This is a genomic window from Streptomyces sp. NPDC091387, from assembly GCF_044756945.1.
In the GTDB taxonomy this organism is placed as follows: domain Bacteria; phylum Actinomycetota; class Actinomycetes; order Streptomycetales; family Streptomycetaceae; genus Streptomyces.
The window spans coordinates 227,048-253,559 of the sequence record NZ_JBIVTZ010000013.1; the positions used below are offsets into that span (position 1 = coordinate 227,048).

Annotated in this window: 27 protein-coding genes; 5 read left to right on the top strand and 22 right to left on the bottom strand. The window is 72.2% G+C overall.

Annotated elements, in window-relative coordinates:
- Positions 1-15 precede the first annotated feature (15 nt).
- The 5 genes from ACIQM0_RS27040 to ACIQM0_RS27060 all read right to left on the bottom strand — a co-directional run bounded on the left by ACIQM0_RS27040 (position 16) and on the right by ACIQM0_RS27060 (position 3,161).
- Positions 16-285: a hypothetical protein gene (locus tag ACIQM0_RS27040; protein WP_328866479.1), complete on the bottom strand. Its 270-nt coding sequence runs from the start codon at positions 283-285 to the stop codon at positions 16-18.
- On the bottom strand, positions 285-497 hold the full coding sequence (locus tag ACIQM0_RS27045; RefSeq protein ID WP_401291249.1) for a hypothetical protein: 213 nt from the start codon (positions 495-497) through the stop codon (positions 285-287). Before ACIQM0_RS27045 ends, ACIQM0_RS27040 begins: the two co-directional genes overlap by 1 nt.
- Positions 498-687: 190 nt before the next feature.
- Positions 688-876, bottom strand: coding sequence for a DUF397 domain-containing protein (locus tag ACIQM0_RS27050; protein ID WP_327337718.1), 189 nt, complete (start codon positions 874-876; stop codon positions 688-690).
- A 13-nt stretch (positions 877-889) separates the two neighbouring features.
- Positions 890-1,741, bottom strand: coding sequence for a Scr1 family TA system antitoxin-like transcriptional regulator (locus tag ACIQM0_RS27055; RefSeq protein WP_401291253.1), 852 nt, complete (start codon positions 1,739-1,741; stop codon positions 890-892).
- A 136-nt stretch (positions 1,742-1,877) separates the two neighbouring features.
- Entirely contained in the window at positions 1,878-3,161 is a 1,284-nt protein-coding gene (locus tag ACIQM0_RS27060) for an adenylosuccinate synthase (protein WP_363021281.1), read from the bottom strand.
- 186 nt (positions 3,162-3,347) lie between these two features.
- Here ACIQM0_RS27060 and ACIQM0_RS27065 point away from each other — a divergent pair, with 186 nt between their 5' ends.
- Positions 3,348-4,202, top strand: coding sequence for a diacylglycerol kinase (locus ACIQM0_RS27065; protein ID WP_401291256.1), 855 nt, complete (start codon positions 3,348-3,350; stop codon positions 4,200-4,202).
- A 24-nt stretch (positions 4,203-4,226) separates the two neighbouring features.
- On the opposite strand, the gene ACIQM0_RS27070 is transcribed toward ACIQM0_RS27065, so the two are convergent.
- Positions 4,227-4,784 (bottom strand): GbsR/MarR family transcriptional regulator, encoded by a 558-nt coding sequence (locus tag ACIQM0_RS27070; protein WP_401291259.1) that lies wholly within the window; start codon positions 4,782-4,784, stop codon positions 4,227-4,229.
- A gap of 112 nt (positions 4,785-4,896) precedes the next feature.
- On the opposite strand from ACIQM0_RS27070, the gene ACIQM0_RS27075 reads away from it, so the two are divergent.
- The 3 genes from ACIQM0_RS27075 to ACIQM0_RS27085 are packed head-to-tail and all read left to right on the top strand — an operon-like array spanning position 4,897 to position 7,866.
- Positions 4,897-5,811, top strand: a complete 915-nt coding sequence (locus ACIQM0_RS27075; protein ID WP_401291262.1) for an ATP-binding cassette domain-containing protein — start codon at positions 4,897-4,899, stop codon at positions 5,809-5,811.
- The gene (locus ACIQM0_RS27080; RefSeq protein WP_401291265.1) at positions 5,808-7,439 is read left to right on the top strand and encodes an ABC transporter permease; all 1,632 of its coding nucleotides are present in this window, start codon (positions 5,808-5,810) and stop codon (positions 7,437-7,439) included. The genes ACIQM0_RS27075 and ACIQM0_RS27080 overlap by 4 nt, the downstream gene beginning before the upstream one ends.
- A 49-nt stretch (positions 7,440-7,488) precedes the next feature.
- Positions 7,489-7,866: a hypothetical protein gene (locus ACIQM0_RS27085; protein ID WP_401291267.1), complete on the top strand. Its 378-nt coding sequence runs from the start codon at positions 7,489-7,491 to the stop codon at positions 7,864-7,866.
- An 86-nt stretch (positions 7,867-7,952) separates the two neighbouring features.
- Here ACIQM0_RS27085 and ACIQM0_RS27090 read toward each other — a convergent pair whose 3' ends face one another.
- From ACIQM0_RS27090 to ACIQM0_RS27165, 16 genes are all read right to left on the bottom strand, one after another.
- The gene (locus ACIQM0_RS27090; protein ID WP_401291269.1) at positions 7,953-9,188 is read right to left on the bottom strand and encodes a cytochrome P450; all 1,236 of its coding nucleotides are present in this window, start codon (positions 9,186-9,188) and stop codon (positions 7,953-7,955) included.
- A 142-nt stretch (positions 9,189-9,330) separates the two neighbouring features.
- On the bottom strand, positions 9,331-10,011 hold the full coding sequence (locus ACIQM0_RS27095) for a response regulator (protein ID WP_401291272.1): 681 nt from the start codon (positions 10,009-10,011) through the stop codon (positions 9,331-9,333).
- Positions 10,008-11,309 carry a sensor histidine kinase gene (locus ACIQM0_RS27100; RefSeq protein WP_401291274.1) on the bottom strand — a complete coding sequence of 434 codons (1,302 nt, stop codon included), beginning with the start codon at positions 11,307-11,309 and terminating at the stop codon, positions 10,008-10,010. Before ACIQM0_RS27100 ends, ACIQM0_RS27095 begins: the two co-directional genes overlap by 4 nt.
- A gap of 109 nt (positions 11,310-11,418) precedes the next feature.
- Positions 11,419-12,294, bottom strand: coding sequence for an alpha/beta hydrolase family protein (locus ACIQM0_RS27105; protein ID WP_401291277.1), 876 nt, complete (start codon positions 12,292-12,294; stop codon positions 11,419-11,421).
- Positions 12,295-12,662: 368 nt separating this feature from the next.
- Positions 12,663-13,859, bottom strand: coding sequence for a kynureninase (gene kynU / locus ACIQM0_RS27110; RefSeq protein ID WP_401291279.1), 1,197 nt, complete (start codon positions 13,857-13,859; stop codon positions 12,663-12,665).
- Positions 13,852-14,700, bottom strand: a complete 849-nt coding sequence (locus ACIQM0_RS27115; RefSeq protein ID WP_363021271.1) for a tryptophan 2,3-dioxygenase family protein — start codon at positions 14,698-14,700, stop codon at positions 13,852-13,854. Before ACIQM0_RS27115 ends, kynU begins: the two co-directional genes overlap by 8 nt.
- A 324-nt stretch (positions 14,701-15,024) precedes the next feature.
- On the bottom strand, positions 15,025-15,438 hold the full coding sequence (locus ACIQM0_RS27120; RefSeq protein ID WP_401291282.1) for a DUF3151 domain-containing protein: 414 nt from the start codon (positions 15,436-15,438) through the stop codon (positions 15,025-15,027).
- 66 nt (positions 15,439-15,504) lie between these two features.
- Positions 15,505-17,028, bottom strand: coding sequence for an MFS transporter (locus tag ACIQM0_RS27125; RefSeq protein WP_401291285.1), 1,524 nt, complete (start codon positions 17,026-17,028; stop codon positions 15,505-15,507).
- Between the two features lie 117 nt (positions 17,029-17,145).
- A complete protein-coding gene (locus ACIQM0_RS27130) occupies positions 17,146-18,312 on the bottom strand; it encodes a MalY/PatB family protein (RefSeq protein ID WP_401291287.1) in 1,167 nt (388 codons plus the stop codon).
- 109 nt (positions 18,313-18,421) lie between these two features.
- The gene (gene fbaA, locus ACIQM0_RS27135; RefSeq protein ID WP_363021268.1) at positions 18,422-19,453 is read right to left on the bottom strand and encodes a class II fructose-bisphosphate aldolase; all 1,032 of its coding nucleotides are present in this window, start codon (positions 19,451-19,453) and stop codon (positions 18,422-18,424) included.
- 200 nt (positions 19,454-19,653) lie between these two features.
- On the bottom strand, positions 19,654-20,193 hold the full coding sequence (gene pyrE, locus ACIQM0_RS27140) for an orotate phosphoribosyltransferase (RefSeq protein ID WP_401291290.1): 540 nt from the start codon (positions 20,191-20,193) through the stop codon (positions 19,654-19,656).
- Between the two features lie 76 nt (positions 20,194-20,269).
- Complete coding sequence (locus ACIQM0_RS27145) at positions 20,270-21,064, bottom strand: aldose 1-epimerase (protein WP_401291292.1); 795 nt, start codon at positions 21,062-21,064, stop codon at positions 20,270-20,272.
- 23 nt (positions 21,065-21,087) lie between these two features.
- Positions 21,088-22,029, bottom strand: coding sequence for an SRPBCC domain-containing protein (locus ACIQM0_RS27150; RefSeq protein ID WP_401291295.1), 942 nt, complete (start codon positions 22,027-22,029; stop codon positions 21,088-21,090).
- 119 nt (positions 22,030-22,148) lie between these two features.
- Complete coding sequence (locus tag ACIQM0_RS27155; protein WP_401291298.1) at positions 22,149-23,747, bottom strand: polyamine aminopropyltransferase; 1,599 nt, start codon at positions 23,745-23,747, stop codon at positions 22,149-22,151.
- Between the two features lie 84 nt (positions 23,748-23,831).
- Positions 23,832-24,353 carry a DUF2617 family protein gene (locus ACIQM0_RS27160; protein WP_362961153.1) on the bottom strand — a complete coding sequence of 174 codons (522 nt, stop codon included), beginning with the start codon at positions 24,351-24,353 and terminating at the stop codon, positions 23,832-23,834.
- A 363-nt stretch (positions 24,354-24,716) separates the two neighbouring features.
- Positions 24,717-25,052 carry a hypothetical protein gene (locus ACIQM0_RS27165; RefSeq protein ID WP_401291300.1) on the bottom strand — a complete coding sequence of 112 codons (336 nt, stop codon included), beginning with the start codon at positions 25,050-25,052 and terminating at the stop codon, positions 24,717-24,719.
- 139 nt (positions 25,053-25,191) lie between these two features.
- Between ACIQM0_RS27165 and ACIQM0_RS27170 the strand changes: the two genes are divergently transcribed.
- Entirely contained in the window at positions 25,192-26,367 is a 1,176-nt protein-coding gene (locus ACIQM0_RS27170) for a pyridoxal phosphate-dependent aminotransferase (protein WP_401291302.1), read from the top strand.
- Positions 26,368-26,512: the final 145 nt, after the last annotated feature.

Consider the following 26,512-nt stretch of genomic DNA (forward strand, 5'->3'; position numbering starts at 1 on the left):
CGGGCTTCCCGGCCGTCAGAGCGTACGACGCGTGCTGAGCACGTCCCTGCGGCAGTCGGGACGCTCCGCGACCGGACCGCCGAGCTCGGCCGTTTCGTCGTCGAGCGCGTAGCAGAGCTGCGCGTGCAGCATCTCGGCCTCGGCGGGCGTCAGCCGCAACGCGGCGTCCTCCTCGAAGGCCCCGCCCCGGCGCAGCCAGAGGTCGATGAACAGCGACCCGTCCGCCTCCCGCCGCACGGGCTTACTGGGCACCCGGCTGACCCGTACCTCTCCCCGGGCACCCATCAGACCGTCCCCTTCGCCGTCGCCACCACGAGACCGTCCAGCACGAGCCGCATGACGGTACGCCGCAGGCGGCGTTCGGGATCGATGACCGCGGGACGCGTACGGGGCGCGAGGCGCAGGACGCTCTGCACGTACGGGGGTTGAGGCTGCGGAAGCACGACGGGCCGGACGCGCAGGACGCGCGAGAGGCGCGTGCGGATACGATGGAACATGCTGACGCTCCTTTGAGGCGTTAGTCATGCCCCGGGGTGGTAGGACACCGCCGGGGCACTTTGCGTCCGCCGACACGGCCCATTACGCCGTGTTAGCCAACATCACCCACCGTACGGCCAACATGAGGCTTCACACAACATGTTGTGCGTACCGAGTGAAGTGGCATATGCCTGTAGGCCGGTGACCCGCCTATGCGAAGTCGTCGAACTCCCCGGCCTTGGCGCCCGCCAGGAACGCCCGGAGCTTTTCCGGCGTGGTCCGCACCACGGCTGCGGGGTCGTCGCTCTCCCTGACGAGAACCGCGCCCTCGACCACAGCCAGTTCCAGGCAGTTCCCCGACTGCTCCGAGTAGGAGGACTTGCGCCACTGAATTTCCACGATCCCCAAGCTTTCATCGCTCGTGAAGCACTGTGCGAATGAAGTCGCGCGAATGCGTCGGTTCGAGCGAGCGCGTCTCCATCCGATCCAACACAGCACGGTAGTTCACCAGATGGGTCTCGGCATCCAGGAAGGTGATGCCGTTCGGTACGTCGATCTGGACGGTGTCCAGTTGCCTGACCGGCCCCCTCGCGTACATCGTCGAACTCCCCGCACTGGGAAACCCGCCTGCGGTGAAGGGCACCACGCGCACCGTCACCGCATCGCGCTCGGAGTACGCCAACAGCTCCTCCAGCTGCTTCCGGACCACCGCGCGGTCGCCGAACAGCATGCGCAGGGCGGCTTCGTGGAGGAGAAACGAACACTCCGGTGGATCAGGCCGGTCGAGCAGTACCCGGCGGTGCATCCTGAAATCAACCTGCAGATCCATCGCTTCCGAGGTCAGCGGCGGAACCGCTTCACCGAAAACGGCGCGGGCGTAGTCCTCGTGCTGCAACAGACCGGGCAGGTGCGTGATCTGCACATGCCGCAGCGCCACGGCATGGTGCTCAAGCTCGACAAGATCCAACATGTACGAGGGCACCGTGTCCCGGAACTTGTCCCACCAGTTGGCCCCGCGCTCCCGGGCCATGGCCTCAAGCGCGTCGACGTATCGGGGGTCCGGGCAGGAGTAGTTGCTCGCCCAGACCCTCACTCGGTCGCCACTGACACCGGAGCGGGCGGACTCGGTATTGCTGACCGTGGTGCGATCGGTCCGATGGAGCTTAGCGGCCTCGTTGATCGTCATGCCGATGTGCTCGCGCATCCTGCGCAGCTCGGCACCGAGACGTCGCTGCCGCTCCGTGGACGGCTTCCTGACCGGCATGAACCGTCCCCTTCTCGCCATGCGATTGATCAGGTGTGGACTGGCATAGCCACCCTAGTCAACCCGCCCGCCCCGCCGTGCGGATACGTGAGGGCGGCCGACGCGTCCTCCCCGTCGGCCGCCCTCACGTTGTTCCCTACAGGAACGAGTTGATCTCGATCGTCTCGGTCCGGCCGGGGCCGACACCGATCGCGGAGATCGGGGCGCCGGACATCTCCTCCAGCGCCTTCACGTAACCCTGCGCGTTCTTCGGCAGGTCGGCGAAGGTCTTCGCCTTGGTGATGTCCTCGGACCAGCCCGGCAGCATCTCGTAGATCGGCTTCGCGTGGTGGAAGTCCGTCTGGTTGTACGGGAGCTCCTCGACGCGCTTGCCGTCGATCTCGTACGCCACGCACACCGGGATCTGCTCCCAGCCGGTGAGGACGTCGAGCTTGGTGAGGAAGAAGTCGGTCAGGCCGTTGACCCGGGTCGCGTACCGCGCGATCGGGGCGTCGAACCAGCCGCAGCGGCGGTCACGGCCGGTGGTGACACCGCGCTCGCCACCGATCCTGCGCAGCGCCTCGCCGTCCTCGTCGAGCAGCTCCGTCGGGAACGGACCGGCGCCGACACGCGTCGTATAGGCCTTGAGGATGCCGATGACCCGGCTGATCTTCGTCGGGCCCACGCCGGAACCGGTGCAGGCGCCGCCCGCGGTCGGGTTCGACGAGGTGACGAAGGGATACGTGCCGTGGTCGACGTCGAGCAGCGTGCCCTGACCGCCCTCGAAGAGGACGACCTTGCCCGCGTCGATGGCGTCGTTCAGGATCAGCGTAGTGTCGGCGACGAAGGGCTTGATCTGCTCCGCGTACTGGAGCATGTCCTCGACGACCTTGCCGGCCTCGATCGCGCGCCGGTTGAAGACCTTGGCCAGCAGCTGGTTCTTCTGCTCCAGGGCCGCCTCGACCTTCTGCTCCAGGATCGACTCGTCGTAGAGGTCCTGGACGCGGATGCCGACCCGGTTGATCTTGTCGGCGTACGTCGGGCCGATACCGCGCCCGGTCGTGCCGATCTTCCGCTTGCCGAGGAACCGTTCCGTCACCTTGTCGACGGTGACGTTGTACGGGGTGATCAAATGAGCATTACCGCTGATCAGCAGCTTGGACGTGTCCACGCCGCGGTCGTTCAGCCCACTCAGCTCGGAGAGCAGGACGGCCGGGTCGACCACGACACCGTTTCCGATGACCGGGGTACACCCCGGCGACAGGATTCCGGAGGGGAGGAGATGCAGTGCGTACTTCTGGTCGCCGACGACCACCGTGTGGCCGGCATTGTTGCCGCCTTGGTATCGCACCACATAGTCCACGGATCCACCGAGGAGGTCGGTGGCCTTCCCCTTGCCCTCGTCACCCCACTGAGCACCGAGCAGCACAAGTGCGGGCACAGGCGTACACCCCTTCCGGGCGGGGCATGTCCAAGGTCAGGGGGCGTACGTAAACGTCGTACATGCCGTACGACGTTGTACGACAAGGCCTGAACCGTCGAACCGGGTGCCCCGGAATAGACCAAGCCCCTGGCGCAATAGCGCAAGGGGCTCTTGCACCAAGATGCTACCCGAGGAAGGACCGAGGTGTCGGCTGCCCAGCCCCCCGGTAACGGTGCGCCCCATCTGCTGGTGGTGATCGATCCGGTCGCCCGCCGGACGGACGGCGAGTCCGTCCGGATCGCCAAGGACGTGCTGAGCGCCGGCTCGCACGCCAAGATCTGCCTCCCGGACGGGCCCGAGGAGTTCGCCCGGGCCCTCTCCCGCAGGGGCGGCCGACGGCCGGTGGTGGTCGGGGACGACCGGGCGCTGAGGCGGGCGGTGGCCCAGCTGCACCGGGAGCGGGAACCGGCCGGGAGCGCCCTCTCGCTGATCCCGGTCGGCGCCGCGGCGGCGCTGGAACTCGCCCGTTCACTCGGCGTGCCGACGAGTGCGGTGGCGGCCGCCCGCACCGCGCTCGACGGCGTGGTGCGACGGCTCGACCTGCTGGTCGACGACAGCGACGGCGTGGTCCTGGGCGCTCTGCGCATCCCGGCCCAGAGCAGCGCACCGGGCACGGAGGCCGCCCACTCGGGCGTCACCGCGGTCTGGGACACCTGCCGCTCGCTGGTCCGGACCCTGGTGCACCCGGCACCCTCGGCCCTGCCCGCCCCGCTGCGCACGCACCGGCTGCGGATCGAGGCGGACGGTGTCCTGCTGAACGATCTGGACCGCCCGGTCGAATCGGTGACGGTGACCTCGGGGTGCGGCGACGGCCTCGCCGAGGTGACGATCCACCCGCCGGAAGGCGTCCCGGTCACCACGGAGGCCAAGGCCGTCACGGTCTCGGGCCCCGACTTCCGCTACCGCGCGGACATACAGGTCGGCGGGCCCGTGAGGACGCGGACCTGGACGGTGCGGGCAGGCGCGTGGGGGCTGATGCTGCCGGTGGCGGACGCGTAGCCGGCGGGCCGCGCCGCGGGGCCGTCAGGCGCCCGCGCGCCCGTCGGCCGTCGGCAGGTCGAGGGTCTTGCGGTGCTCTTCCCAGCGGCCCATCAGGCTCTCCAGCTCGGACTGGAGGAACTCGAAGAACGCCGCCGTCTCGGCGATCCGGGCACCGGCCGGGGTGTGCTCGCCGAGCGTGCGCGCGCCGTCCTTGAGGGTCTGCTCCCACCGGGTGAGCACCCGGTCGCGGCTGGCGAAGGTGGTGTACCAGATCTCGTTGTGCAGGCGGTAGCGGTCGCGGCGCGAGCCCGGTTCGCGCTCGCGGCCGATCATGCTGACCTGGGTGAGGTAGTTCACCGCGCCGGACACGGCGGCCGGGCTGATCCGAAGCGCCAGGGCGAGCTCGGCCGAGGTCATCGAGGCGTCGTCGTCGGCGAGCAGGGCGGCGAAGACGCGGGACGCCATCCGCTGCATCCCCGCCTCCGTCATCTCGGACGCGAACCGCTCGACGAAGCGCGAGACCGCCTCCGCGTCCCGCTCCCCGGGCGCCGCGCCCGTGTCCTGCCGCTCCCGTGCGTTCTCTCCGGATTCGCTGCTCATCGCCCCATCGTCTCCTCTGCGCCCCCGGCTGATCACCGGCCCCGTCACCCTTTCGGAGTTTATACGTTTCCTTAACTTCACAAGTTTGTGAAAGTAGCGTACGTTCAAAATCATGACGAAGGCAATCACCGTGGCCGGACTGCACAAGTCGTTCGGCCGGACGCACGCACTGGACGGGCTCGACCTGGCCGTCGAGTCCGGTGAGGTCCACGGCTTCCTCGGGCCCAACGGGTCCGGGAAGTCCACCACCATCCGGGTCCTGCTCGGCCTGCTGCGGGCCGACGCCGGCGCGGCCCAGCTGCTCGGCCGCGACCCCTGGCACGACGCGGTGGAACTGCACCGGCGCGTGGCGTACGTCCCCGGTGACGTCACGCTGTGGCGCAACCTCTCCGGCGGCGAGGTGATCGATCTGTACGGGCGGCTGCGCGGCGGCCTGGACGACACCCGCCGCGCCGACCTGGTGGAGCGGTTCGAGCTCGACCCGACCAAGAAGGGGCGTACGTACTCCAAGGGCAACCGGCAGAAGGTGGCCCTGGTCGCCGCGTTCGCCTCCGAGGTGGATCTGCTGATCCTGGACGAACCGACCAGCGGGCTCGACCCGTTGATGGAGGAGGTCTTCCAGCGCTGCGTCGTGGAGGAGCGCGACCGCGGGCGGACGATCCTGCTCTCCAGCCACATCCTCAGCGAGGTCGAGTCGCTCTGCGACCGGGTCAGCATCATCCGCCAGGGGCGGACGGTGGAGACCGGCTCGCTGGCCGGCATGCGCCATCTGACGCGCACCAACATCAGCGCCGAGCTGGCCGGCGAGCCCAGCGGGCTGGCGGGACTGCCCGGGGTGCACGATCTCGACATCCAGGGGCGCCGGGTCACGCTCCAGGTCGACACGGACAAGCTGGACGCCGTCCTCAGATCGCTCACCGCGTCCGGGGTCCGGTCACTGAGCAGCACCCCGCCCACGCTGGAGGAGCTCTTCCTGCGGCACTACGCGGCGGACACCGGCCCGGTGGCGGAGGTGGCGGCGCGATGACTGCCGTGACCATGACCGCGCCGGCCGGCACCGGCCGCCGGACCGGGGCCGGGACGGGACAGCTCGCGGGCACCTGGACCCTGCTGAGACTCGCCCTGCGGCGCGACCGCGTCATCATGCCGCTCTGGGTGATCGTGCTCGGCGGCTCGTTCTCCTCCGTCGCGAAGTCCATCTCCTCGCTCTACGGGACGGACGCCCAACGCGCCGAGCTCGCCGCGTCGATGAACGGCAACAGCTCCCTGCGGGCGATGTACGGGCCGGTGTTCGGCGACTCCGTGGGCGGGCTCGTCAGCTGGCGGATGATCGCCTTCGGCTCCGCGCTCGCCGCGGTGATGAGCCTGGTCGTCGTCGTGCGGCACACCCGCGAGGAAGAGGAGACCGGCCGTCAGGAGATGCTCTCCTCCGCCATGGTCGGGCGCCGCGCCCCGCTGACCGCGGCACTGCTCGCCGCGGTGATCGCCAATGCCGCGCTGGGCCTGGTGATCGTGGCCGGAATGACCGGGTCCGGGGCGGGCGGAGCCGGGGCGGTGGCAATCGCGTCGGCCGTCGCCGGGGTCGGGGTGCTGTTCGCCTGCACCGCCGCGATCGCCGCCCAGTTCACCGAGAGCGCCCGGCTCGCGAAGGGGCTGACGGCCGCGGTGATCGGCGCCGCGTTCGTCCTGAAGGCGGCGGGCGACTCCGCGGTGGACGACGGCTCGTCCGTGTTCACCTGGCTCTCCCCCGTCGGCTGGGCGGAGAACGTCCGGCCGTACGCGGACGAGCGGTGGTGGGTGCTCCTGGTGATCGCCGGCGCCGTGGCGGTGCAGTGCGCCGCGGCGTACGCGCTGGCCGGGCGGCGCGATGTCGGCATGAGCTTCCTGGCGACCCGGCCGGGGCCCGCCCGGGGCCGGATCTCCACCGCGTTCGGGCTCGCCGTGCGGCTCCAGCGCGGTGCGCTGCTGGGCTGGACGGTGTCGTTCGCCGCGGTCGGTGTCGTCTTCGGCGGGCTGACCGGCGGAGCGGCCGATCTCGTCGGGGACAACGAGAAGACCAGGGAGATCTTCGAGCGGATGGGCGGACAGGCCGGTCTGACCGACGCGTTCCTCGCCTCGATGGTCTCCGTGCTGGGCACGGTGGCGGCGCTGTACATCGTCTCCTCCGTGCTGAGGCCGTACGGCGAGGAGACCGCCGGGCTGGCCGAACCGGTGCTGGCGGGCGGAGTCGGCCGGATCGGCTGGGCGGCCGGCCATCTGATCATCGCCTTCGGCGGCGCGGGCCTGATCATGGCGGCCGGCGGCCTCGGCCTCGCCGCCGGATACGGGCACGAACTGCCCGCCGTGCTCGGCGCCTCGCTGGTGCAGCTGCCGGCCGTCTGGCTGCTGGGCGGGGTGACGGTCCTGCTGTACGGGGCACTGCCGAGGGCCGCCGCCGCGGCCTGGGGAGTGGTGGGGATCTGCCTGGCGCTGGGCTGGATAGGCCCGGCCCTGGATCTGCCGCAGCCGGTGATGGACCTGTCGCCGTTCACGCACCTGCCGAAGCTGCCGGGGGCGGGGATGGAGTGGGGTCCGGTGGCGCTGCTCACCGCGCTCGCGGTGGCGCTGACGGCCGGCGGTCTGGCGGCGCTGCGGCGGCGGGACATGCTGAACTGAGCCGGGGCGGCCCGCAACCCGCGGGCATCCGGCGGGCGTCACTCCCGGTATGGACATCGGTACGGACACCGGGACAGACACCGGGGCGGACACCGGGAGGGGCAGTCGGCGGGAGGCCCTCACCGGAGCCGCCGGATGCGCCGTGGCAGGGGCCGGGGCCGCCGCCGGGATGCTCGTCTGGGCGCCCTACGCACGGCGCGGCATCCTCGGCGGCTTCGAGGGCGAGGCCGAGTGGAACGTGCTCTGGCAGGGCCTGCCGGTCATGACCCTCGGCGGCGCCGCGGCCGCGCTGGGCGCCCTGTACCTCGTACGGGGAAAGTGGCGGCGGGCCCTCGGGCTCGCGGCGCTCCTCGCGGCCCTGGCCGTCCTCGGGGTGACGTTCCAGGTGCTCGAAGGCCCGCCGTCCCCCTGCGGGCCCAGCTGCTGAGGACCCGGCTTGGGCCCGCAGGGGGGACGGCGGGCACCCGGACACCCGCGCACACGGACACCCCGGCACCCGGCCGCCCCCGCCGCTCACAGCTCGACGCGCAGCTCCTTCACGCCCCGGATCACGTACCCCGGGTTCCACTCCGGCTCCGCGACCAGCCGCATGTCCGGCGCCCGGCGCAGCAGTTCACCGAAGGAGGCGGCCAGTTCCACCCGGGCCAGCGGGGCGCCCAGACAGAAGTGAATGCCCGCGCCGAAGGTGATGTGCGGGTTCTCCTGCCGGGCGAGGTCCAGCGTGTCCGGGTCGGGGAAGCGCGCCGGGTCGCGGTTGGCCGAGCCGAAGAGCAGGGCCACCTCGGAACCGCGCGGAATGACCGTGCCGCCGATCTCGATGTCGTCGAGCACCCAGCGCTCGAACATCTGGAGCGGGGTGTCGTACCGCATCAGCTCCTCGATCGCGGACGGCAGCAGCCCGTGATCGGCCCGCAGCGCGGCCAGTTGCCCGGGGTTGCGCAGCAGGGTCCACCAGCCGTTCACGGTGGTGTTGACGGTCGCCTCGTGCCCCGCGTTCAGCAGCAGCACACAGGTGGAGATCATTTCCTGCTCGGTGAGCCGCTCGCCCTCGTCGTGGGCGGCGATGAGCGCGGAGATCAGATCCGTGCCGGGGTTCCCGCGCCGCTCGGCGATCAGCTCGCGCAGATACGTGGAGAAGTCGACCGAGGCGCGGACGGCGGCGCGGGCGGTCTCCTCGGACGGGTTCAGCTCGTACATCCCGCAGATCGCCGCCGACCAGGGCCGCAGCGGCGCCCGGTCGGACTCCGGGATGCCGAGCATCTCGGCGATCACGGCGACGGGCAGCGGCTCGGCCACCGCCGTGAGCAGATCACCGCCGCCCTGCGCGACGAAGTCGTCGACGAGCCCGGCGGCCAGCCGGTGCACGGTCGGGGCGAGCCGCTCGACGGTACGCGGGGTGAACGCCTTGGAGACCAGCCGCCGGATCCGCGTGTGGTCCGGCGGCTCCAGATCCAGCATCCCCTGCCCGTTGAGCGTCTCGAACGGCTCGTGCTCGGCCGGCGGAGGGGTCCGGCCGAACTCCTCGTGCGTGAACCGGTGCAGATACGTCCGGCCCAGCCGGCGGTCACGCAGCAGCGCGGACACATCGGCGTGGTGCGGGACGAGCCACTGGTCGGTGGGCTCGAAGTAGTGCGCCCGGCCGGTGGCACGCAGCTCGGCGTAGGCGGGGTACGGATCGGCGACGAACGCCGCCGACCACGGGTCGAAGAGGGCGGCGGAGCCGGAGGCGGCGGGCGTGGGCTGGTTCATGAACCGACGCTAACGGCCTGACCCGCGATTGTCAGCGGGCGAAGGAGCGGCGCCCGGGGCCTTCGGGTCCGAGGCGGAGGCCCCGGGCGCCGCTGCCCGTCGTGGGTCAGGCCGTAAGGCCGCCCGCCACCCGGCGGGCCCGTCAGGACGGTGTGACCAGCCGGGCCTCGTACGCGAAGACGGCCGCCTGGGTGCGGTCGCGCAGGCCGAGCTTGACCAGAATGCGGCTCACATGGGTCTTGATGGTGGACTCGGCGACCACCAGGTGCGAGGCGATCTCCGCGTTCGACAGGCCCTGGGCGATGAGGACGAGCACCTCCGTCTCGCGCTCGGTGAGGTCGCCGATCCGGGCCAGTGCGGGCGGGCGCGGGGCCGCCGCGAGCTTGGAGAACTCGTTGATCAGCCGCTTGGTGACGGTGGGGGCGAGCAGCGCCTCGCCGGAGGCCACCACCCGTACGCCGTCGGCAAGTTGCCGGGCCGAGGCGTCCTTGAGGAGAAAGCCGGAGGCACCGGCGCGCAGCGCCTGGTAGACGTACTCGTCGAGGTCGAAGGTGGTCAGCACCAGCACCTTGGCGTCTCCGTCGGCGGCGACGATCTCGCGGGTCGCCTCGATGCCGTTGAGCTCCGGCATCCGGATGTCCATCAGCACCACGTCGGGGCGGAGGGCCGCGACCTGCGAGACGGCCTCGCGGCCGTTCACCGCCTCGCCGGCGACCTCGATGCCCGGCATCGCGTTGAGCAGTACCGAGAATCCCTCGCGGACCATCATCTGGTCGTCGACGATCAGTACCCGGATCGGCGCGTCTGTCCCCGCGGTCGTCATGCCTGCTCCACGGGGGCGTCGGAGGGGGCCTGCTGGACGGGGATGAACGCGGTGACCTCGTAGCCGCCGTCGGCGGTCGTCTCCGCGGTCATCTCACCGTTCAGCATCCCGACCCGCTCCCGCATCCCGGTTATGCCGTGCCCGGCTCCCGGCGAGGGTTTCACCGGGCCGGTCGGCGGGCCGTTGACGACGCGCAGTCCGAGCCCGCCGAGCACATAGCCGATCTCGACCTTCGCGGTGGCACCCGGCGCGTGCCGCAGGGTGTTGCTGAGGGCCTCCTGAATGATCCGGTACGCCGACAGCTCGACGCCCTGCGGCAGTTCACGCACCGCGCCGGTCACCGCCTTCTCCGCCGTCAGGCCCGCCTCGCCGACATTGGCGAGGAGGCCGTCCAGCTCGGCCAGGGTGGGCTGCGGCGCGTCCGGCACCTCGTAGCCCTCGGTCCGTACGACGCCGAGCACCCGGCGCAGTTCGGTGAGCGCCGCGACGGCGTTCTCCCGGATCGTGCGGAAGGCCTGCTCCAGCTCGGGCGGCGGATTCTCCACCCGGTACGGGGCGGCCTCGGCCTGGATCGCGACGACCGACATGTGGTGGGCGACCACGTCGTGCAGTTCGCGGGCGATGGTGGTGCGCTCCTCCAGCAGTGTGCGCCGGTCGCGTTCGACGGCGGTGACGGTGCGCTGCACGGTGACCTCGCGCTCCGCTTCCCGGCGGATCTGGACCAGGCTCACGAGGAGCAGGGCGAACGCGGAGGACACGGCCATGGCGGCGGTGTTCGACGAGGTGTCCCAGCCGGCGACGTTCTCCAGGAGCATGCCGAGCAGCAGGGTCAGTCCCCACATCCAGGCGGCGGTGCGCGGCCTGGTCCGGACCGCGACGACGTTCATCACGACCAGGTGGGCGAAGAAGGCACTCGGCCCCCACGGCCCGTCCACGCCACCGAAGAGCGCGGACGCCGGGGCCAGCGCCATCGACATCCAGAACGCCCCGACCGGCCTGATCAGCGTCATCGCGATGCAGGCGGCCGGCAGCAGCCCGGACAGCAGGACGCCGGCGTTGCCGGTGCTGGCGAAACCCTGCATGAACGCGATCAGCGCGGCGCCCAGCACCATCGCGTGCGGGGTCCACCGGGCACGGGCCCGGAGCCGCTCCGGCAGCCGCCGGGTCACCGGCCCGTCGGTCCGCATGGGCGGCAGCGGGCAGTAGGCGAACGCGTTACGGATCAGGTCCTGCCGCAGGCCGGCCACCGCTCCCGCTGCGGCCCGGAGCTCAGGGCTTCTGGTCTTGGTCTCGGTCACGCTTCCACGGTAGGCGGCGCGGCGACCGGGGTCGTCAGCACAGATAGGGATCCTGGACCGTCCGTCGCAAGTACTACCCGGGTCCGCCCCGTCCCCTGTACCGCGGGTGTCACCAGGCCAGCTGGGCGATCTCCTCGGCCACCACCGCGCACGCGTCGGCCGCCGGATCGATCAGCGGGAAGTGCCCGACGCCGGGCAGCAGGGTCAGCATCACTGTCTCCCCCTCCTTCGCCGCCGCGTCGACGAACGCCTCCACGACGGCCTGCGGCACCGTGAGGTCCGTGGTGCCCTGCACCACGGCGGTCGCGATGCCGGTGGGCAGCAGCAGCGCCGGGTCGGCGTGCGCGCTCCGTGCGGCGAAGTCCTCTGCGGTCCCCAGGAGCTGCCCGATCGCGCCGGAGCACACATCGAGCCCGACCGCGGTGGTGAAGTCCGCGATCGGCGCGAGGGCCACCACGCCGCGCAGTGCGGGCGGGCGCGGCAGCCGCCACGGCGAGCCCTCCGGCAGTACGTGCCGGGCGGCGGCCCACAGCGCGAGCTGCCCGCCCGCCGAGTGCCCGGTGACGACGACCCGCCGGGCGTCCGCCGCGGGCAACTCCCGCGCGAGCAGCTCCGGCAGCGCGTCCATCGCCGCGGCGACGTCGTCGAAGGTCTCCGGCCAGCGGCCGGCGACCGGCCCCGAGCCGCGCTGCTGCGGGATCTCGCTGCCCCGCCGGTACTCGACGCTGGCGACGGCGAACCCGCGCCGGGCCAGGAATCCCGCGAACGGGGACATGTAGAGCCGGTCGTACGGGGCCCGCCACGCCCCGCCGTGCAGGACGACCACGACGGGCGCGCCGGTGCGTCCGTCGTGCGGGGCGTAGAAGTCGATCGTCTGGTCCGGGTGGCTGCCGTAGGCGGCGGAGGCATCGGGGGCGATCACCGGATGCGAGAACGCGGACTCGGTCTCGGCTGCGTCCTGATCACGCGCGGCAGAATCCGACATGCTGCTCCAACCGTCCCCTGACAATGCCCAACTGGGCTGACCTGCGGGGACGGTATCAGTATGGAGGCGTTCCCTGCCCCGGTGGCCGGTGGGCCGGCCTCCCGCCCCGACCGCCCGGGTCGTGCATCCCGCCCTCGATGTCGGCGAAGAAGGGAGCCCAGGGGCTTTCCTGATCGCTCGCCAGGGAGAGGACCTGCGGGTCGACGCCGTCGAACTCGTCCCTCACCCCGTCGGCCAGGCGCGTGAGTTCGGCGTGCGGCCGGCCCCCTCGCCGTCAGCTGTCGTCGCACTCGTTCCGCCCGCCCTTCCGGGTGTCCGGAAGCCGTCCGGCGACCGGGGCGAGCCGGTCGCCGGACTGACCCGGGAGCCTACGCCGCCGGAGCGGCCAGCACGTCCGCGAGCGCCCGCGCCGCACGTTCGGCGTCGGCGAACCCCACGTACAGCGGTGTGAATCCGAACCGCAGTACGTCCGGACGGCGCAGATCCCCGACGACTCCGCGTGCGATGAGCGCGGCCATCACCGGTTCGGCGCCCTCGCAGCGCAGCGCGACCTGGCTGCCGCGTTCCGCGTGGGCGGCCGGGGTGACGGAGGTGACGCGCCCCTGGGGGACGTACGCCGCGACGCACTCCAGGAAGAAGTCCGTCAGCGCCAGGGACTTGGCCCGCACCGCCTCGATCCCGACGCCGTCCCACACGTCGAGGGACGCCTCCAGGGCCAGCATGGACAGGATGTCGGGGGTACCGACCCGGCCCTTCACGGCGCCGTCGGCGGGCGTGTAGCCGGGGGTCATCGCGAACGGGTCGGCGTGCGACGTCCACCCCGGCAGGGGCGAGTCGAAGGCCGCCTGGTGCCGCGCGGCGACGTACAGGTACGCGGGCGAACCGGGCCCGCCGTTGAGGTACTTGTACGTGCAGCCGACCGCCAGGTCCACTCCGTGCGCGTCCAGCCCGACGGGCAGCGCGCCCGCGCTGTGGCACAGGTCCCAGACCGCGATCCCGCCCGCCGCGTGCACGGCGGCGGTGAGTCCGGGCAGGTCGTGGAGCCTGCCGGAGCGGTAGTCGACGTGGTTGAGCAGCGCGGCCGCGGTACGCGGACCGAGGGCGTCCGGCACGTCGGCGGGGGCGACCGGGACGATCCGGTGACCGGTCATCCGGGCGGCCGACTCCGCGAGGTAGCCGTCGGTGGGGAAGGTGTCCGCGTCGACCAGGATCTCGTCGCGGCCCTCCGGCGCCAGCCGGGTCGCGGCGACGACGGCCTTGAAGACGTTCACGCTCGTCGAGTCGCCGACGACGATCTGTCCCGCGGCGGCCCCGACGAGCGGGGCGATCCGGTCCCCGATCCGCTCCGGCGCGGTCCACCAGCCGCTCTCGTCCCAGGACCGGATGCGCAGCTCGCCCCACTCGCGGGTGAGGACCTCCTGCAGCCGGGCGGGCACGTGGCGGGGCAGTGCGCCGAGCGAGTTGCCGTCCAGGTAGACGGTGTCGTCGAGCGTGAACAGCTCGCGCAGCGGCGCCAGTTCGTCGGCGGTGTCGAGCGCCTGGGCGCGCTCCTGGAGGTCAGACATGGCTGCGGGCCGTCCAGAGCTCGGGGAACACGTTCTTGGTGGCGCGCTTCTCCAGCCAGGCGACTCCGGCCGAACCGCCGGTCCCGGTCTTGGAGCCCATGGCCCGCCGGGTGGCGACGAGGTGGTCGTTGCGCCATCGCCACACCAGTTCGCCGACATCGGTGAGCGCCTCGCCCAGCCGGACCAGCTCGTCGTTCTGGTCGGGGTTGGCGTAGATCTCCGCCCAGACGGCCTCGACCTCGGGCGACGGCTCGTACTTCTGGGACAGGTCACGGCCGAGCACGGCCTCCGGGACGGCGTGGCCGCGCCGGGCGAGGAGCGCGAGGGTCTCGTCGTACAGGCTCGGCTCGCCGAGCGCCTTCTCCAGCTCGGCGTGCACGCGGGGCGCGCCCCGGTGCGGCACGAGCATGGACGCGGACTTGTCCCCGAGCAGGAACTCCATCCGCCGGTACATCGCCGACTGGAAGCCGGAGCCCTCGCCGAGCGCGGACCGGTAGGAGTTGAACTGGGCGGGGGTGAGCTGGGCGAGCGGCGTCCAGGAGGCGTTCAGCGCCTCCAGCTGCCGCACCGACCGCTTCAGCGCGTCACGCGCCACCGGCAGCCGGTCCTCGCGCAGGGCGTGCGCGGCGGTCTCCCACTCATGGACGATGACGGTGAACCACAGCTCCATGACCTGGGTGGTGACCAGGAAGACCATCTCGCCCGGGTCGTCGGAGCGCAGGTGCTGGAGGTGGGTGAGGACGTCCGCCTGGACGTAGTCCTCGTACGGAGTCGTTCCCGCGAAGTCGAGGTGCGGGGTCTGCGCACCGGTGGCTTCGGGGTCGGGGTGAATCGTCGACATTGCTGTCTCCTCGACACGAGCTTCCGGGTAGCGGTCCGCCCCTTCCGTGAGGTGGTGGAGCTCCGGTCCCCTGCTCGCATCCTAAACGCCACTCCGGGAGACGCGCAGGCCCCGCAGGCGGTGGGTGCCTGCGGGGCCGCGGGTCGGGTACGACAGGTGTTGCTAGGGCCTCTCGTTTGGATCATGCTGGGCTCGCGGGGTCCGGCGCCGCACCTCGCGGCGTTGTCGTCGATCACCAACGCTCCGCGTTGCCTCAATCCTCCGCCTTGCGATGCACGACGCCGGACCCCACTCCCTGATCCAGCCCGATCCAAACGAAAGACCCTAGCCGAGCGTCTCTGCGGCGGTCGGCGAGGAGTCGCGGAGGAACGACGCGCAGCGCTCGTACTCCTCCTGCTCACCGATCGACTGCGCGGCGCGCGCCAGGGCGTGCAGGGCACGCAGGAAGCCGCGGTTCGGCTCGTGCTCGAACGGCACGGGGCCGTGGCCCTTCCAGCCGGCCCGGCGCAGGGCGTCCAGGCCGCGGTGGTAGCCGGTGCGGGCGTACGCGTACGACTCGATGACCCGGCCGCCCTCGAACGCCTCGTCGGCGAGCTGCGCCCAGGCCAGGGAGGAGGTCGGGTACTTCGCGGCGACATCGGCGGGCGCGACGTCCGCCGCGAGCAGTTCGCGCGGCCCCGGGTCGTCGGGCAGGTGGGTCGGGGCAGGTCCCCCGAGCAGGTTCTCGTGGATCGACATGGGTCCAAGTGTGCATGGCACCGGCGCCGCCGGGGCACCAAGGGCGCACAATGCCCGTCGGGACGCTCAGGGGTCGTCCGCCTGGCGTGCCGCTTCCGGGGCCGGCTCCAGTGGCGGGGCGGCAACGCCGCAGTTCACCGTGCACTCGGGCCGTGCCGTGTCCCGTACGGCCGAGTGGGGCGTACGTACGGTCGACCAGGCGATCAGTGCGCCCACCACCAGCAGTCCGGCGCACATCGGCATGGCGCGCCGGAAGGTCGCGGCGAACTCCCCGGCGTCCCGGTAGGCCTCCGGCCCCATTCCGGCGAGCAGCGGCAGCGCGGCCACCGCGATCAGCCCGGCGGCGCGGGCCGCGGCGTTGTTGATCCCGCTGGCGAGGCCGGCCCGGCCGGTGTCCACGGAGGCCAGGACGGTCGCGGTGAGCGGGGCCACCAGAGTGACCAGCCCGACGCCAAGGACAGCCACCGCGGGGAGGACCTCGGTCAGGTACCCCCGCACGGAGCTCGATCCCGGCCCGACGCGCAGCATCAGCAGCATGCCGGTGGCGGCGATCAGCGGGCCCGCGGTGAGCGGGATACGGGGACCGATGCGCTGGCCCAGCTCGCCGGACCTGGCCGAGAACAGCAGCATCAGGACGGTCGTCGGCAGCAGCGCGGTGCCCGCGCCGAGCGCGGAGTACCCCGCGACGACCTGGAGCTGGATCGCGGAGAGGAAGAAGTAGCCGCCGAGCGCCGCGTACACGCAGAGGGTGACGATGTTGACGGTGGTGAACTGCCGGGAGGCGAACACCGACGGCGGCAGCATCGGGTACGTCCGCCGCCGCTCGACCCGGACGAACGCCACGCCGAGCAGCACCCCGCCCACCGCCGCCCCGATCACGACCGGGGACGCGCCCAGACCCGGCGCCTCGATCAGCGCGTATGTCACCAGCGCGAGGGCGAGCGCGCCGAGCGCCGCCCCGAGCACGTCGAAGCGGCCGTGCGCGTACGGGTCCCGGGACTCCGGTACGTGGCGCAGGGCGACGGGCAGGCAGACGGCGGCGAGCGGCAGGTTGAGCAGGAACACCCACCGCCAGCCGGGCCCGTCGACGAGCCACCCGCCCACGAACGGTCCGACGGCGGCCCCGACCCCGCCGAACCCGGACCACAGCCCGACCGCGCGGGCCCGGTCGTCCGGATGGAAGCTCGCCTGGATCAGGGCCAGCGACCCGGGGGTGAGGAGCGCCCCGCCGACGCCCTGGAGGGCGCGGGCGGCGATGAGCACGAAGGCGTTGGGCGCGATGCCGCAGAGCAGCGAGGCGAGGGCGAACCACACGACCCCGGTGACGAAGACCCTCCGCCGCCCGTACCGGTCACCGAGCGCCCCGCCGAGCAGGATCAGCCCGGCGAGCGTCAGCATGTAGGCGTTGACGGTCCACTGGAGCGCGGCCAGGTCGGTGCCGAGGTCCTTGCCGATGCGGGGCAGGGCGACGTTGATGACGGTGGAGTCGAGCATGGCCATGCTGGACCCGAGCACGGTCGTGAGGACGACCCAGCGCCCGGCGACGGAGGCGACCCGGATCCCGGGCCCGTCCGCCTCGCTCTTCTCCATGCCCCCAGCATCAACGCCGAACGCCCCGGCGGCCAGTTCAAGCCCCTCCGGCGATTGAGGAGCGGGGGTCCGGGGGCAGCGCCCCGAAACGGCCCGCGCCCCGCACTCCCCGCCCCGCTACCCGGCGACCCGTACGGCCTCCACCCCCCGGATCAACGCCTCCACCCCCGCCACCACCTTGCTCCGCGCGCACCCCACATTCAGCCGCACGAAGCCCTCCGCCCCGTACACGCTCCCCGGCATCACCGCGACCCGCTCCCGCTCGATCAGCACCCGCTGGAGCGCCTCGTCGTCCTCGACGCCCGCCTTGCGGAGGTCGATCCAGGCGAGGTAGCCGGCTTGCGGCGGCTCCCACCCCAGCTCGGGGAAGGCCGCGTTCAGCCGGTCCGCGACCAGTTCCAGGTTCCCGGTGACATACGCGCGGACCGCGTCCAGCCACGCCGCGCCCTCCCGGTACGCGGCGATGTGCGCGGTCAGCGACAGCACCGCCGGTGAGGCGAGCCCCTCCGCGGTCTCCATCCGGCGCAGGAACTCCGTCCGGTCGGCCGGCCGGCCGACGAGCCCGTACGAACCCGTCAGCGCGGGGAAGTTGAACGATTTCGACGCCGAGGTGATGAGCGCCCAGCGGCCGTCGCCCGCCACCCGCGTCCACGGCACGTGCCGGCGTCCGCCGTGCACGAAGTCCGCGTGGATCTCGTCGCTGATCACCGCGACCCCGTGCAGAGCGGCGAGCCGGGCCAGCTCCGCGAGCTCCGCCTCCGTCCACACCCGCCCCGTGGGGTTGTGGGGCGAGCACACCAGCAGGACCTTGCTGTCCGTGCGGGCGAGCTCCCGCTCCAGCGCGGCCGTGTCCCCCAGCGGCACCCCGCGCAGCTCCCGCCCGAGCCCGGTGATCGCCTTGCGGAAACCGTCGTACGTGGGGGTGTGGACGACGACGCCGTCCCCCTCCGACGTCCACATCTGGAGCAGTTGCGAGAGCTGGCTCAGCACGGAGGGCGCGTACACCAGCAGGCCGGTGTCGATCGTGGTGCCGTACCGGGTCGCGTACCAGTGGGCGATCGCCGAGGTGAATTCCTCGTGCTGCCAGTCGGTGTAGCCGAACACGCCGTGGTCGATCCGGGCCCGCAGCGCTGTCAGCACCTCGGGGGCCGTCGCGAAGTCCATGTCCGAGATGGTGAACGGCAGCAGCCCGTCCACCCCGAACCGGTCCGCGACCCCGTCCCACTGGACGCACCAGGTGCCGCGGCGGTCGATGACGGTGTCGAAGTCGTAGGACGTGCTCACAGCTGTTCCCTCATATCGTTCCTGCCGGGTCTGCCGGTCTGCCGGTGCGGACATGCCGTGGGCCCGGCACCCCAAGGGATACCGGGCCCACGCACACATCCGTACGGGACTACTTCAGCTTGGTGCCGGTGGACCGCAGGTTGGCGCAGGCCTCCGTGACGCGCTTGGCCATGCCCGCCTCGGCGGCCTTGCCCCAGGTCCGCGGGTCGTAGACCTTCTTGTTGCCGACCTCGCCGTCGACCTTCAGCACGCCGTCGTAGTTGCGGAACATGTGGTCCGCGACCGGGCGGGTGAAGGCGTACTGGGTGTCGGTGTCGAGGTTCATCTTCACGACGCCGTTCTCCAGCGCGGTGGCGATCTCCTCGGCGGTGGAGCCGGAGCCGCCGTGGAAGACGAAGTCGAACGGCTGGCTGCCGGCCGGCTTGCCGTACTTGTCGGCGACACCCACCTGGAGGTCCTTCAGGAGCTCGGGGCGGAGCACGACGTTGCCCGGCTTGTAGACACCGTGCACGTTGCCGAAGGACGCGGCCAGCAGGTAGCGGCCCTTCTCGCCCAGACCGAGCGCCTCGGCGGTACGCAGCGCGTCGTCGACGGTCGTGTACAGCTCGTCGTTGATCTCGTGCGTGACGCCGTCCTCCTCACCGCCGGTCGGGGTGATCTCGACCTCAAGGATGATCTTGGCGGCGGCGGCCTTGGCCAGCAGCTCCTGGCCGATGGCGAGGTTGTCGGCCAGCGTCTCGGCCGAACCGTCCCACATGTGGGACTGGAACAGCGGGTTCAGACCCTTGGCAACGCGCTCCGCGGAGATGTCGAGCAGCGGACGGACGTACGTGTCCAGCTTGTCCTTGGGGCAGTGGTCGGTGTGCAGCGCGACCGTGATGTCGTACTTGGCGGCGACGATGTGCGCGAACTCGGCCAGGGCGACGGCGCCCGTGACCATGTCCTTGTTGTACTGGCCGCCCAGGAACTCCGCCCCACCGGTGGACATCTGGATGATGCCGTCGCTCTCGGCCTCCGCGAAACCGCGCAGCGCAGCGTGCAGGGTCTGGGTCGAGGTCACGTTGATGGCCGGGTAGGCGAACTTGCCTGCCTTCGCCCGGTCGAGCATCTCGGCGTAGACCTCGGGGGTTGCGATGGGCATCTGTCCGCTCCTTGGGATGTGCGGGTGTGCGTTGCTGGTTCCCTGACCTGGGGGCGACGTCATCGTCGCCCCCATCTTCCCAGACTCTGGCTTCGGCTCCACCCGGCGCACCCCCCAGCGTTCGGGGTCACCGGCCGCGGACTCACGACAAGGGCGGCCGGTTTCACGTGAAACCGGCCGCCCTTGAAGAAAATCGCAGGTCAGGACAGGCCGAGGTCAGCGACCGAGTACACGTGGACATACGGGAGACCCGCCTCGGCGATGGCCGGAGCCGCACCCCGCTCCACGATCACGGCGACGGCGACGACCTCGCCACCCGCCTCACGCACCGCCTGGACGGCCGTCAGCGGCGAGCCGCCCGTCGTCGAGGTGTCCTCGACGACCAGGCAGCGGCGGCCCTTGACCTCGGTGCCCTCGATCCGGCGCTGCATCCCGTGGGCCTTCTGCGCCTTGCGGACGACGAACGCGTCCAGCTCCTGACCGCGAGCGGCGGAGGCGTGCAGCATCGAGGTGGCGACCGGGTCGGCCCCCAGCGTCAGCCCGCCCACGCAGTCGTAGTCCAGCTCGGCGGTCGCGTCGAGCATGACCTGACCGACCATCGGAGCAGCCTTGCCGTCCAGCGTGATGCGACGCAGGTCGATGTACCAGTCGGCCTCCAGGCCGGAGGAGAGCGTCACCTTGCCGTGTACAACGGCCTTGTCCTTGATCTGCTGCAGCAGGTCAGCGCGTACGTCTGTCATGGCTACGAGGATAAGGCGCCCGGCGGCGCCCCGTTCGCGCGGCAGCGGCCCGTACGCACCGCTCGCACCGGCCCCCTCAGAGCGTGCGCCAGCTCCAGGTCGTCGCGATCTCCAGGGGCTCGATCGGGGTGACGTAGCGGGGCTCGGTGTTCAGCCCGTTCGGCGGGCCCGACTGCGGCTCCACGCAGACCGCCTCGGCCTGCTCGTCGTAGACCACGACCCACTCGGTCCGGCTCTTCACCGTCAGCTCCAGCTGCTCTGGCCAGGTGAGGGTCACCTCGACGCCGTCGGGCATCCCGAAGGCGTCGTCCCACGGTCCGTCCAGGGGCGGGATCCGGCGGCCGGTCGGCAGGTGGTCCTCGCCGCGCTCCTCCTGCCAGGCGGCGTCGAAGTCGATCCGGACGTCCTCGCCGCCGAGGTTGCGCCGGAACCAGGGGTGCCAGCCGGCCTGCGCCGGGAAGGAGTCCCCGTACGTCTCGATGCCGAACGCCAGCGTGAGGGAGTCCTCGGCCAGTTCGAAGGTCTGCGTCACCCGGCCCGGGTACGGCCAGGGCTCGGCCAGGTCGTAGTAGAACGAGGCCTCCGTCCCGGTGTCCCGGGCGGTCCGCCAGGCCGTGTCACGGCCCGTGCCGTGGATGGCGTGCGGCGGGGCGGTCAGCGGCATCCGGTGCAGGACGCCGCCGTTGCGGAACTGCCCGTTCTCCATGCGCCCGCACCACGGCACCATCGGGAAGCAGCCGTACCGCTCCCCCTGCCGCAACAGTTCGGTACCACCGATCCGCAGGCTGCTGATACGGCAGCCGTTGGCGGGGTTCACGGTCAACTCTGCGTCGCCGACGGACAGCCGGACGTCCTTCTCGCTGCTGCTCACCCGACCGACCCTACTGGCCGCGGCTACCTCCGGCGCCGCAGCGCCCGGCCCACCACCACGGCGGAGGCGATGGCGAGGGCGGCCGCCGGGGCCACCCAGCGGAGTGTGGCGCCCGCCCCGGTCGAGTCGGGCGACGGCACGGGGGCGTACCGGCCGCGCGGCGGGGCGTGGTCGACCTCTTCGGCGCTGCGCCCGATCATGGTGCGCCGGGCATGTGCGGCCTCGGCCGGCGGCCCGTCCGGGACGGTGAACTCGATCCCGGCCACCGCGTCCATCGAGGACGGCGGCACCGGGGTGTCGAAGACCGAGGGCCTGTCCGGCGACTGCTCCCCGGCCGGGGCCTCGTCGGCGGCGGCGTCATGCGTGGTCGGGGCCTCGTCCGCCTCCTCCGCGGCCTCCTCGATGGCCTGCTCCACCGCGTCCCCGACGGACCGCTCCTCGGAACCGGCCCCGGAGCCGGCCGGCTCGTCGGCCGCCCCGGCGCCCGTTCCCTCACCTGATTCCTCGTGCGCGGCCAGCGCCTCCGTCACCAGTTGCTGTGCGAAGCGGTCCAGCAGGCGGTGGGCCGCCGCGAGCGCTGTCGCCGGGTCCAGCTCCACCAGGCGGCCGTCGCCGCCGACCGTGCCGTCGAACACGATCGCGGTGCCGCCGTCCCGTTCCGTCAGGCGGACGGTCAGGGCCAGCTTCGCCGAGCCGGTGCCGCGCGCCTCCACCCCCTCGCCCGCCACGGAGACGCCCCACGCGGTCTCCCCCGCCGGGCCGTCCGCCGGCGCGGTGAGCCGCAGCGCGCCCCGGTAGGTGATGGTGTGGCCGCCGACCCGCACCTTGAGCCGGCCGGCCAGCGGGCCCGCGGCCGCGTCGGCGTCCCGCTGAAGGCCGGGCACACAGCGTGCGACCCGGGCAGGATCGCTCAGCGTGCGCCGAAGGACGGGGACCGGAACCGGAACGTACACCTCATGCTCCATGGAAACCGAGCCTACTCAGCCCCGGCCATCACGTCAGCGCTTCCGCCCCTCCGGAACCACCGCCCCTCCGGAGCCACCGCCGCCGCCCCGCCCCCTCACGCCCCACCGGCGGCGCGGGCTCACGACTCGTCCCAGTACCTCGGGTGCACCAGCGTCGAGGGCGCCAGCCCCGGCAGCCGGCCGGCCTCCGCCCGCCGCCCCGCCTCCCGGAGCACGGGTTCCGTCAGGTCCTTCAGCTCCGGCGCCTCCGGGTCCAGAGCGAGGGCCGGCGTCCGGCCGAGTCCGGCCAGCACGAACCCCCAGCCGTGCAGCTGCGCGGCCCCGCCCGACGCACGGTCCGGGCCCGCCGCGACACCGGCGTACCGGTCGCCGACCCAGTAGGGGCGGGTGCGCAGTCCCGCCGCCCGCATCGACGCCTCGACCGTCCAGTACGTGTGCGGCCGGCCGGCCGGCGGCCCCCCGTGCACCACCAGCCGGCCGCCCGGCGCGAGGGCCTCGGCGACCAGACCGTAGAACTCCGCCGAGTAGAGCTTCGTACTGGCCGAGATCCCCGGGTCCGGCAGGTCCGAGATCACCGCGTCGTAGCGGCCGTGCGCCGCCCGCAGCCAGGTGAACGCGTCCCCGGTGACGGCGGTCAGCCGCGGGTCCCGGAACGCGTGCGCGTTCAGCGCGGAGAGCGCGTGGTCGGTACGGGCCAACCGGGTGACGGCCGGGTCCAGCTCCACCAGCGTGACGCTCCGCACGCCGGGGTAGCGCAGCACCTCGCGGGCCGCCAGGCCGTCGCCCCCGCCCAGGATCAGCACCCGCGCGTGCGGCCCGTTCATCACGGGGTGCACGAGTGCCTCGTGGTACTGGTACTCGTCGCGCGAGCTGACCCGCAGCCGCCCGTCCAGATAGAGGTCCAGGGAGCTGCGGCCCGCCCCGGTCAGCACCACCTCCTGGACGTCGGTCTGCATCGCGACCCGCACCCGGTCCCCGTACACCGCGCGCCTCGCCGCCCGCTCGAAGTCGTCGGCCAGCACCGCGGCCGTGGCGAGCAGGGCGATCACCGCCACGTTGACGGCGATGAGCAGCCACCGGGACCGGCCGGTGAGATCCCGCCGGAACACCCACATCACCAGCGCCCCGCCCGCCGCCGCGTTGACCGCACCGGTGAACAGCGCCCCGGTGAGCTGTCCGAGCAGCGGCAGCAGCAGGAACGGGAACGCCAGCCCGCCGACCAGCGCCCCCACGTAGTCCGCGGCGAACAGATCGGCGACGGCCCCGCCCGCGTCCTGCCGGTCGACGCGCTGGATCAGTGTCATCAGCAGCGGGATCTCCGCGCCGATCAGGACGCCGATCGCCAGCGAGAAGCCGACCAGGGCGTACCGCGACTCGCCGATCCAGGCGAACGTCGCGTAGAGCACCAGCGCGGAGGAGCCGCCGACCAGGGCGAGCAAGGCCTCGATCAGTCCGAAGCCGACCGCGGCCCGGCTGCATAAACGTTTCGCGAGCAACGAGCCGATCCCCATGGCGAATACCATCACGGAGAGCACGACGGACGCCTGGGTGACGGAGTCACCGATCAGATAGGAGGCGAGCGCGACCAGTTCGAGCTCGTACACCAGACCGCACGCGGCGCAGACGAAGACCGCGGCGAGCACGAGGAACCGGCCGGTCCTGGGCCGTACGGGAAGCCGCGCCGCGCCCCCTCGCAGCGACACCTGCTGGTCGATCATGCCGCGAACGCTACGTCACTGGAACGTCGCCGCTTGTCACCCACAAGGGTGTAAGTGATTCAACCGCAACAGAGTTGACCCCTGTCACAGCACGGCCGCCGGCATCCGCACGCCCACGCGGGTGCGCGTCACCACCAGTTGACCCTCCTGCGGGTACGCGTGCCAGGTACGCCACCGCACCTGCCCCTCGGTCCGCTGGGCGAGCATGGCGGTAAAGGCGTGCGGACTGCCCGGGAACGTCCCGGCCAGGCCGTGGGGATGGTCGGCGACGAGCGCCAGGAGCTCCTGCGCACGCCCCGCGAACGAGCCCGCACCGAGCGTCTCGACGCGGGCCGCGAACTCGTACTCCCAGTCCCCGAGCCGCTTGGAGACTCCGAGAGGAAGTGGGGTGCTGGAGCCCGGCATGCAGGCGACGGTTTCGGAGCAGCTGCCGCGGTCCTCCTCCAGGAGGACCTGGTGGGAGGCGCCGAGCAGGCGCAACTGGAGTTGGGCACCGGCGAGATGGAGATCGAGCACGGCGAGCGCCGGGAGCGGTTCACGCCCCAGCGCCCAGGCCAGATCGGCGGCACGGGTGTCGGAATAGGCCGTATGGAGGGTCGTGAGCATGGGTCGGCTCCGCAAAACACACATGGACACATGGACAGGGGGACGCCCCCGAGCGTGATGCACGTGGGAGGTGGGAAGCGCCCGATCAGGTCCAACTGGGGTCCGAGGGCTGAATGTTCTCTCCACCGAGGGAATCACGAACTAAGCCGCACTCGCAGTGTTTTTACCCAACTTGACGTGCTTTCCATCCCCTCGGGGGCCTTCCGGTTCACCTGTTCACCGGCGACTCGCCCCAGGGCCCAACAAAAAGGTGTCCGGCGGGACTCAAGGCGGCTCCGAAGCCCCGCCCCGACTCCCGCCGGACACCTCTTGCGCCACCGGGCCGTCGTGCATCCCGCCCGGTCGCGGACCAGCTGCCCCGTGTCAGCTGCCTCCGCCGCATCCGCCCCCGCCACCGCACGACGAACCCCCGCCGCACGAATGACCACCACCGCAGGAGTGACCACCGGAGTGACCGCCCGAGTGGCCTCCCGAGTGGCTGCTGCCGCCGCCGCTGCCGCACGACGAGCCGCCCCCGCCGCCGCCCGCCCACCAGCTGCCGCCGGCGGCGGCCGCACCGCCACCGGCCGCACCGCGCCGGCCCTTGCTCCGGCCCTTGCCCCGGGCCAGCGGCTTGCCGCGGCTTCCCGCGCTCGCCATCGACGAGACGAGCACCGCCACCGCCACGATCACGAGCACCGCGATGAGTACCACCTTCACGGACCTCACGTCCTTCCGTCCCCCGAAGCGAGTCCCCCGCTTCTCACCGGATCCCTGCGTGCAGGAGGGGGATGCCCCCGCCCCCGTTCGGCCAAAGCAGACTTGAGCAACTCCAGAGCTTCCGCACAGGATGGCGGTCATGACACAGGGACGACCGCTGCTCAACCGCCGCCTCGCCGAGTTCGGCACGACGATCTTCGCGGAGATGTCCGCGCTGGCCGTCCGCACCGGCGCCATCAACCTCGGCCAGGGGTTCCCGGACACCGACGGCCCGGAGGAGGTCCGCGAAGCCGCCGTCCGTGCCCTGCGCGCCGGGCACGGCAACCAGTACCCGCCGGGCCCCGGGGTCCCCGAGCTGCGCACCGCCATCGCCGCCCACCAGCAGCGGCGCTACGCCCTGACGTACGACCCCGACACCGAGGTCCTCGTCACCGCGGGCGCCACCGAGGCCATCGCGGCCTCGATGCTGGCCCTCCTGGAGCCCGGCGACGAGGTCATCGCGCTGGAGCCGTACTACGACTCGTACGCCGCCTGCATCGCCATGGCGGGCGCCTCCCGCGTCCCCGTCACCCTGCACCCCGAGCCCTCGACGGGCACCTACCGGCTGGACCTCGACGAGCTGCGCGCCGCCGTCACCCCCCGCACCCGGCTGCTGCTGCTCAACACCCCGCACAACCCCACCGGCACCGTCCTGACCCGCGAGGAACTCGCCGCGATCGCCGAACTGGCCTGCGAGCGCGACCTCCTCGTCGTCACCGACGAGGTCTACGAGCACCTCGTGTTCGAGGGCGAGCACCTGCCGCTCGCCTCGTTCCCCGGTATGCGCGAGCGGACGGTCACCATCAGCTCGGCCGGAAAGACGTTCTCCTTCACCGGCTGGAAGGTCGGCTGGATCACCGCGAGCCCCGAACTGGTGACGGCGGTCCGCTCCGCGAAGCAGTTCCTGACGTACGTCTCCGCCGGGCCGTTCCAGTACGCGGTCGCCGAGGCGCTGCAACTGCCCGACAGCTACTTCGACACACTGCGCGCGGACCTGCGGGCCAAGCGGGACCTGCTGAGCGGCGGACTCGCCGAGGCCGGTTTCACGGTCTACCGCCCGGCCGGCACGTACTTCGTCACCACCGACATCCGCGCCCTCGGCGAGACGGACGGCTTCGCCTTCTGCCGCGCGCTGCCGGAGCGGTGCGGGGTGGTGGCCGTGCCGAACGCGGTCTTCTACGACCACCGGGAACAGGGCGCCCCCTTCGTCCGCTTCGCGTTCTGCAAGCGCACGGAGGTGCTGGCGGAGGCGGTGACCCGGCTGAAGAGCCGGTGAGAAAGCCCGGCGCGGGGGGGGGGGCGCGCCGGCCCCCCCCCCCCCCCGGGGGGGGGGGGGGGCGGGGGGGGGGGGCCCCCGCGGGCCCCCCCCCCCCCCCGGCGCCGGCTGAAGGGCCCGGGGGCCGGCCCCGCGCGCGCGCCAC

Coding starts and splice junctions, on each gene's coding strand:
- ACIQM0_RS27040 (WP_328866479.1), bottom strand. CDS start 285: ATGGGTGCCCGGGGAGAGGTACGGGTCAGCCGGGTGCCCAGTAAGCCC.
- ACIQM0_RS27045 (WP_401291249.1), bottom strand. CDS start 497: ATGTTCCATCGTATCCGCACGCGCCTCTCGCGCGTCCTGCGCGTCCGG.
- ACIQM0_RS27055 (WP_401291253.1), bottom strand. CDS start 1,741: ATGCCGGTCAGGAAGCCGTCCACGGAGCGGCAGCGACGTCTCGGTGCC.
- ACIQM0_RS27070 (WP_401291259.1), bottom strand. CDS start 4,784: ATGAGCAGCGAATCCGGAGAGAACGCACGGGAGCGGCAGGACACGGGC.
- ACIQM0_RS27075 (WP_401291262.1), top strand. CDS start 4,897: ATGACGAAGGCAATCACCGTGGCCGGACTGCACAAGTCGTTCGGCCGG.
- ACIQM0_RS27080 (WP_401291265.1), top strand. CDS start 5,808: ATGACTGCCGTGACCATGACCGCGCCGGCCGGCACCGGCCGCCGGACC.
- ACIQM0_RS27085 (WP_401291267.1), top strand. CDS start 7,489: ATGGACATCGGTACGGACACCGGGACAGACACCGGGGCGGACACCGGG.
- ACIQM0_RS27090 (WP_401291269.1), bottom strand. CDS start 9,188: ATGAACCAGCCCACGCCCGCCGCCTCCGGCTCCGCCGCCCTCTTCGAC.
- ACIQM0_RS27095 (WP_401291272.1), bottom strand. CDS start 10,011: ATGACGACCGCGGGGACAGACGCGCCGATCCGGGTACTGATCGTCGAC.
- ACIQM0_RS27105 (WP_401291277.1), bottom strand. CDS start 12,294: ATGTCGGATTCTGCCGCGCGTGATCAGGACGCAGCCGAGACCGAGTCC.
- kynU (WP_401291279.1), bottom strand. CDS start 13,859: ATGTCTGACCTCCAGGAGCGCGCCCAGGCGCTCGACACCGCCGACGAA.
- ACIQM0_RS27115 (WP_363021271.1), bottom strand. CDS start 14,700: ATGTCGACGATTCACCCCGACCCCGAAGCCACCGGTGCGCAGACCCCG.
- ACIQM0_RS27120 (WP_401291282.1), bottom strand. CDS start 15,438: ATGTCGATCCACGAGAACCTGCTCGGGGGACCTGCCCCGACCCACCTG.
- ACIQM0_RS27125 (WP_401291285.1), bottom strand. CDS start 17,028: ATGGAGAAGAGCGAGGCGGACGGGCCCGGGATCCGGGTCGCCTCCGTC.
- fbaA (WP_363021268.1), bottom strand. CDS start 19,453: ATGCCCATCGCAACCCCCGAGGTCTACGCCGAGATGCTCGACCGGGCG.
- pyrE (WP_401291290.1), bottom strand. CDS start 20,193: ATGACAGACGTACGCGCTGACCTGCTGCAGCAGATCAAGGACAAGGCC.
- ACIQM0_RS27150 (WP_401291295.1), bottom strand. CDS start 22,029: ATGGAGCATGAGGTGTACGTTCCGGTTCCGGTCCCCGTCCTTCGGCGC.
- ACIQM0_RS27155 (WP_401291298.1), bottom strand. CDS start 23,747: ATGATCGACCAGCAGGTGTCGCTGCGAGGGGGCGCGGCGCGGCTTCCC.
- ACIQM0_RS27160 (WP_362961153.1), bottom strand. CDS start 24,353: ATGCTCACGACCCTCCATACGGCCTATTCCGACACCCGTGCCGCCGAT.
- ACIQM0_RS27170 (WP_401291302.1), top strand. CDS start 25,192: ATGACACAGGGACGACCGCTGCTCAACCGCCGCCTCGCCGAGTTCGGC.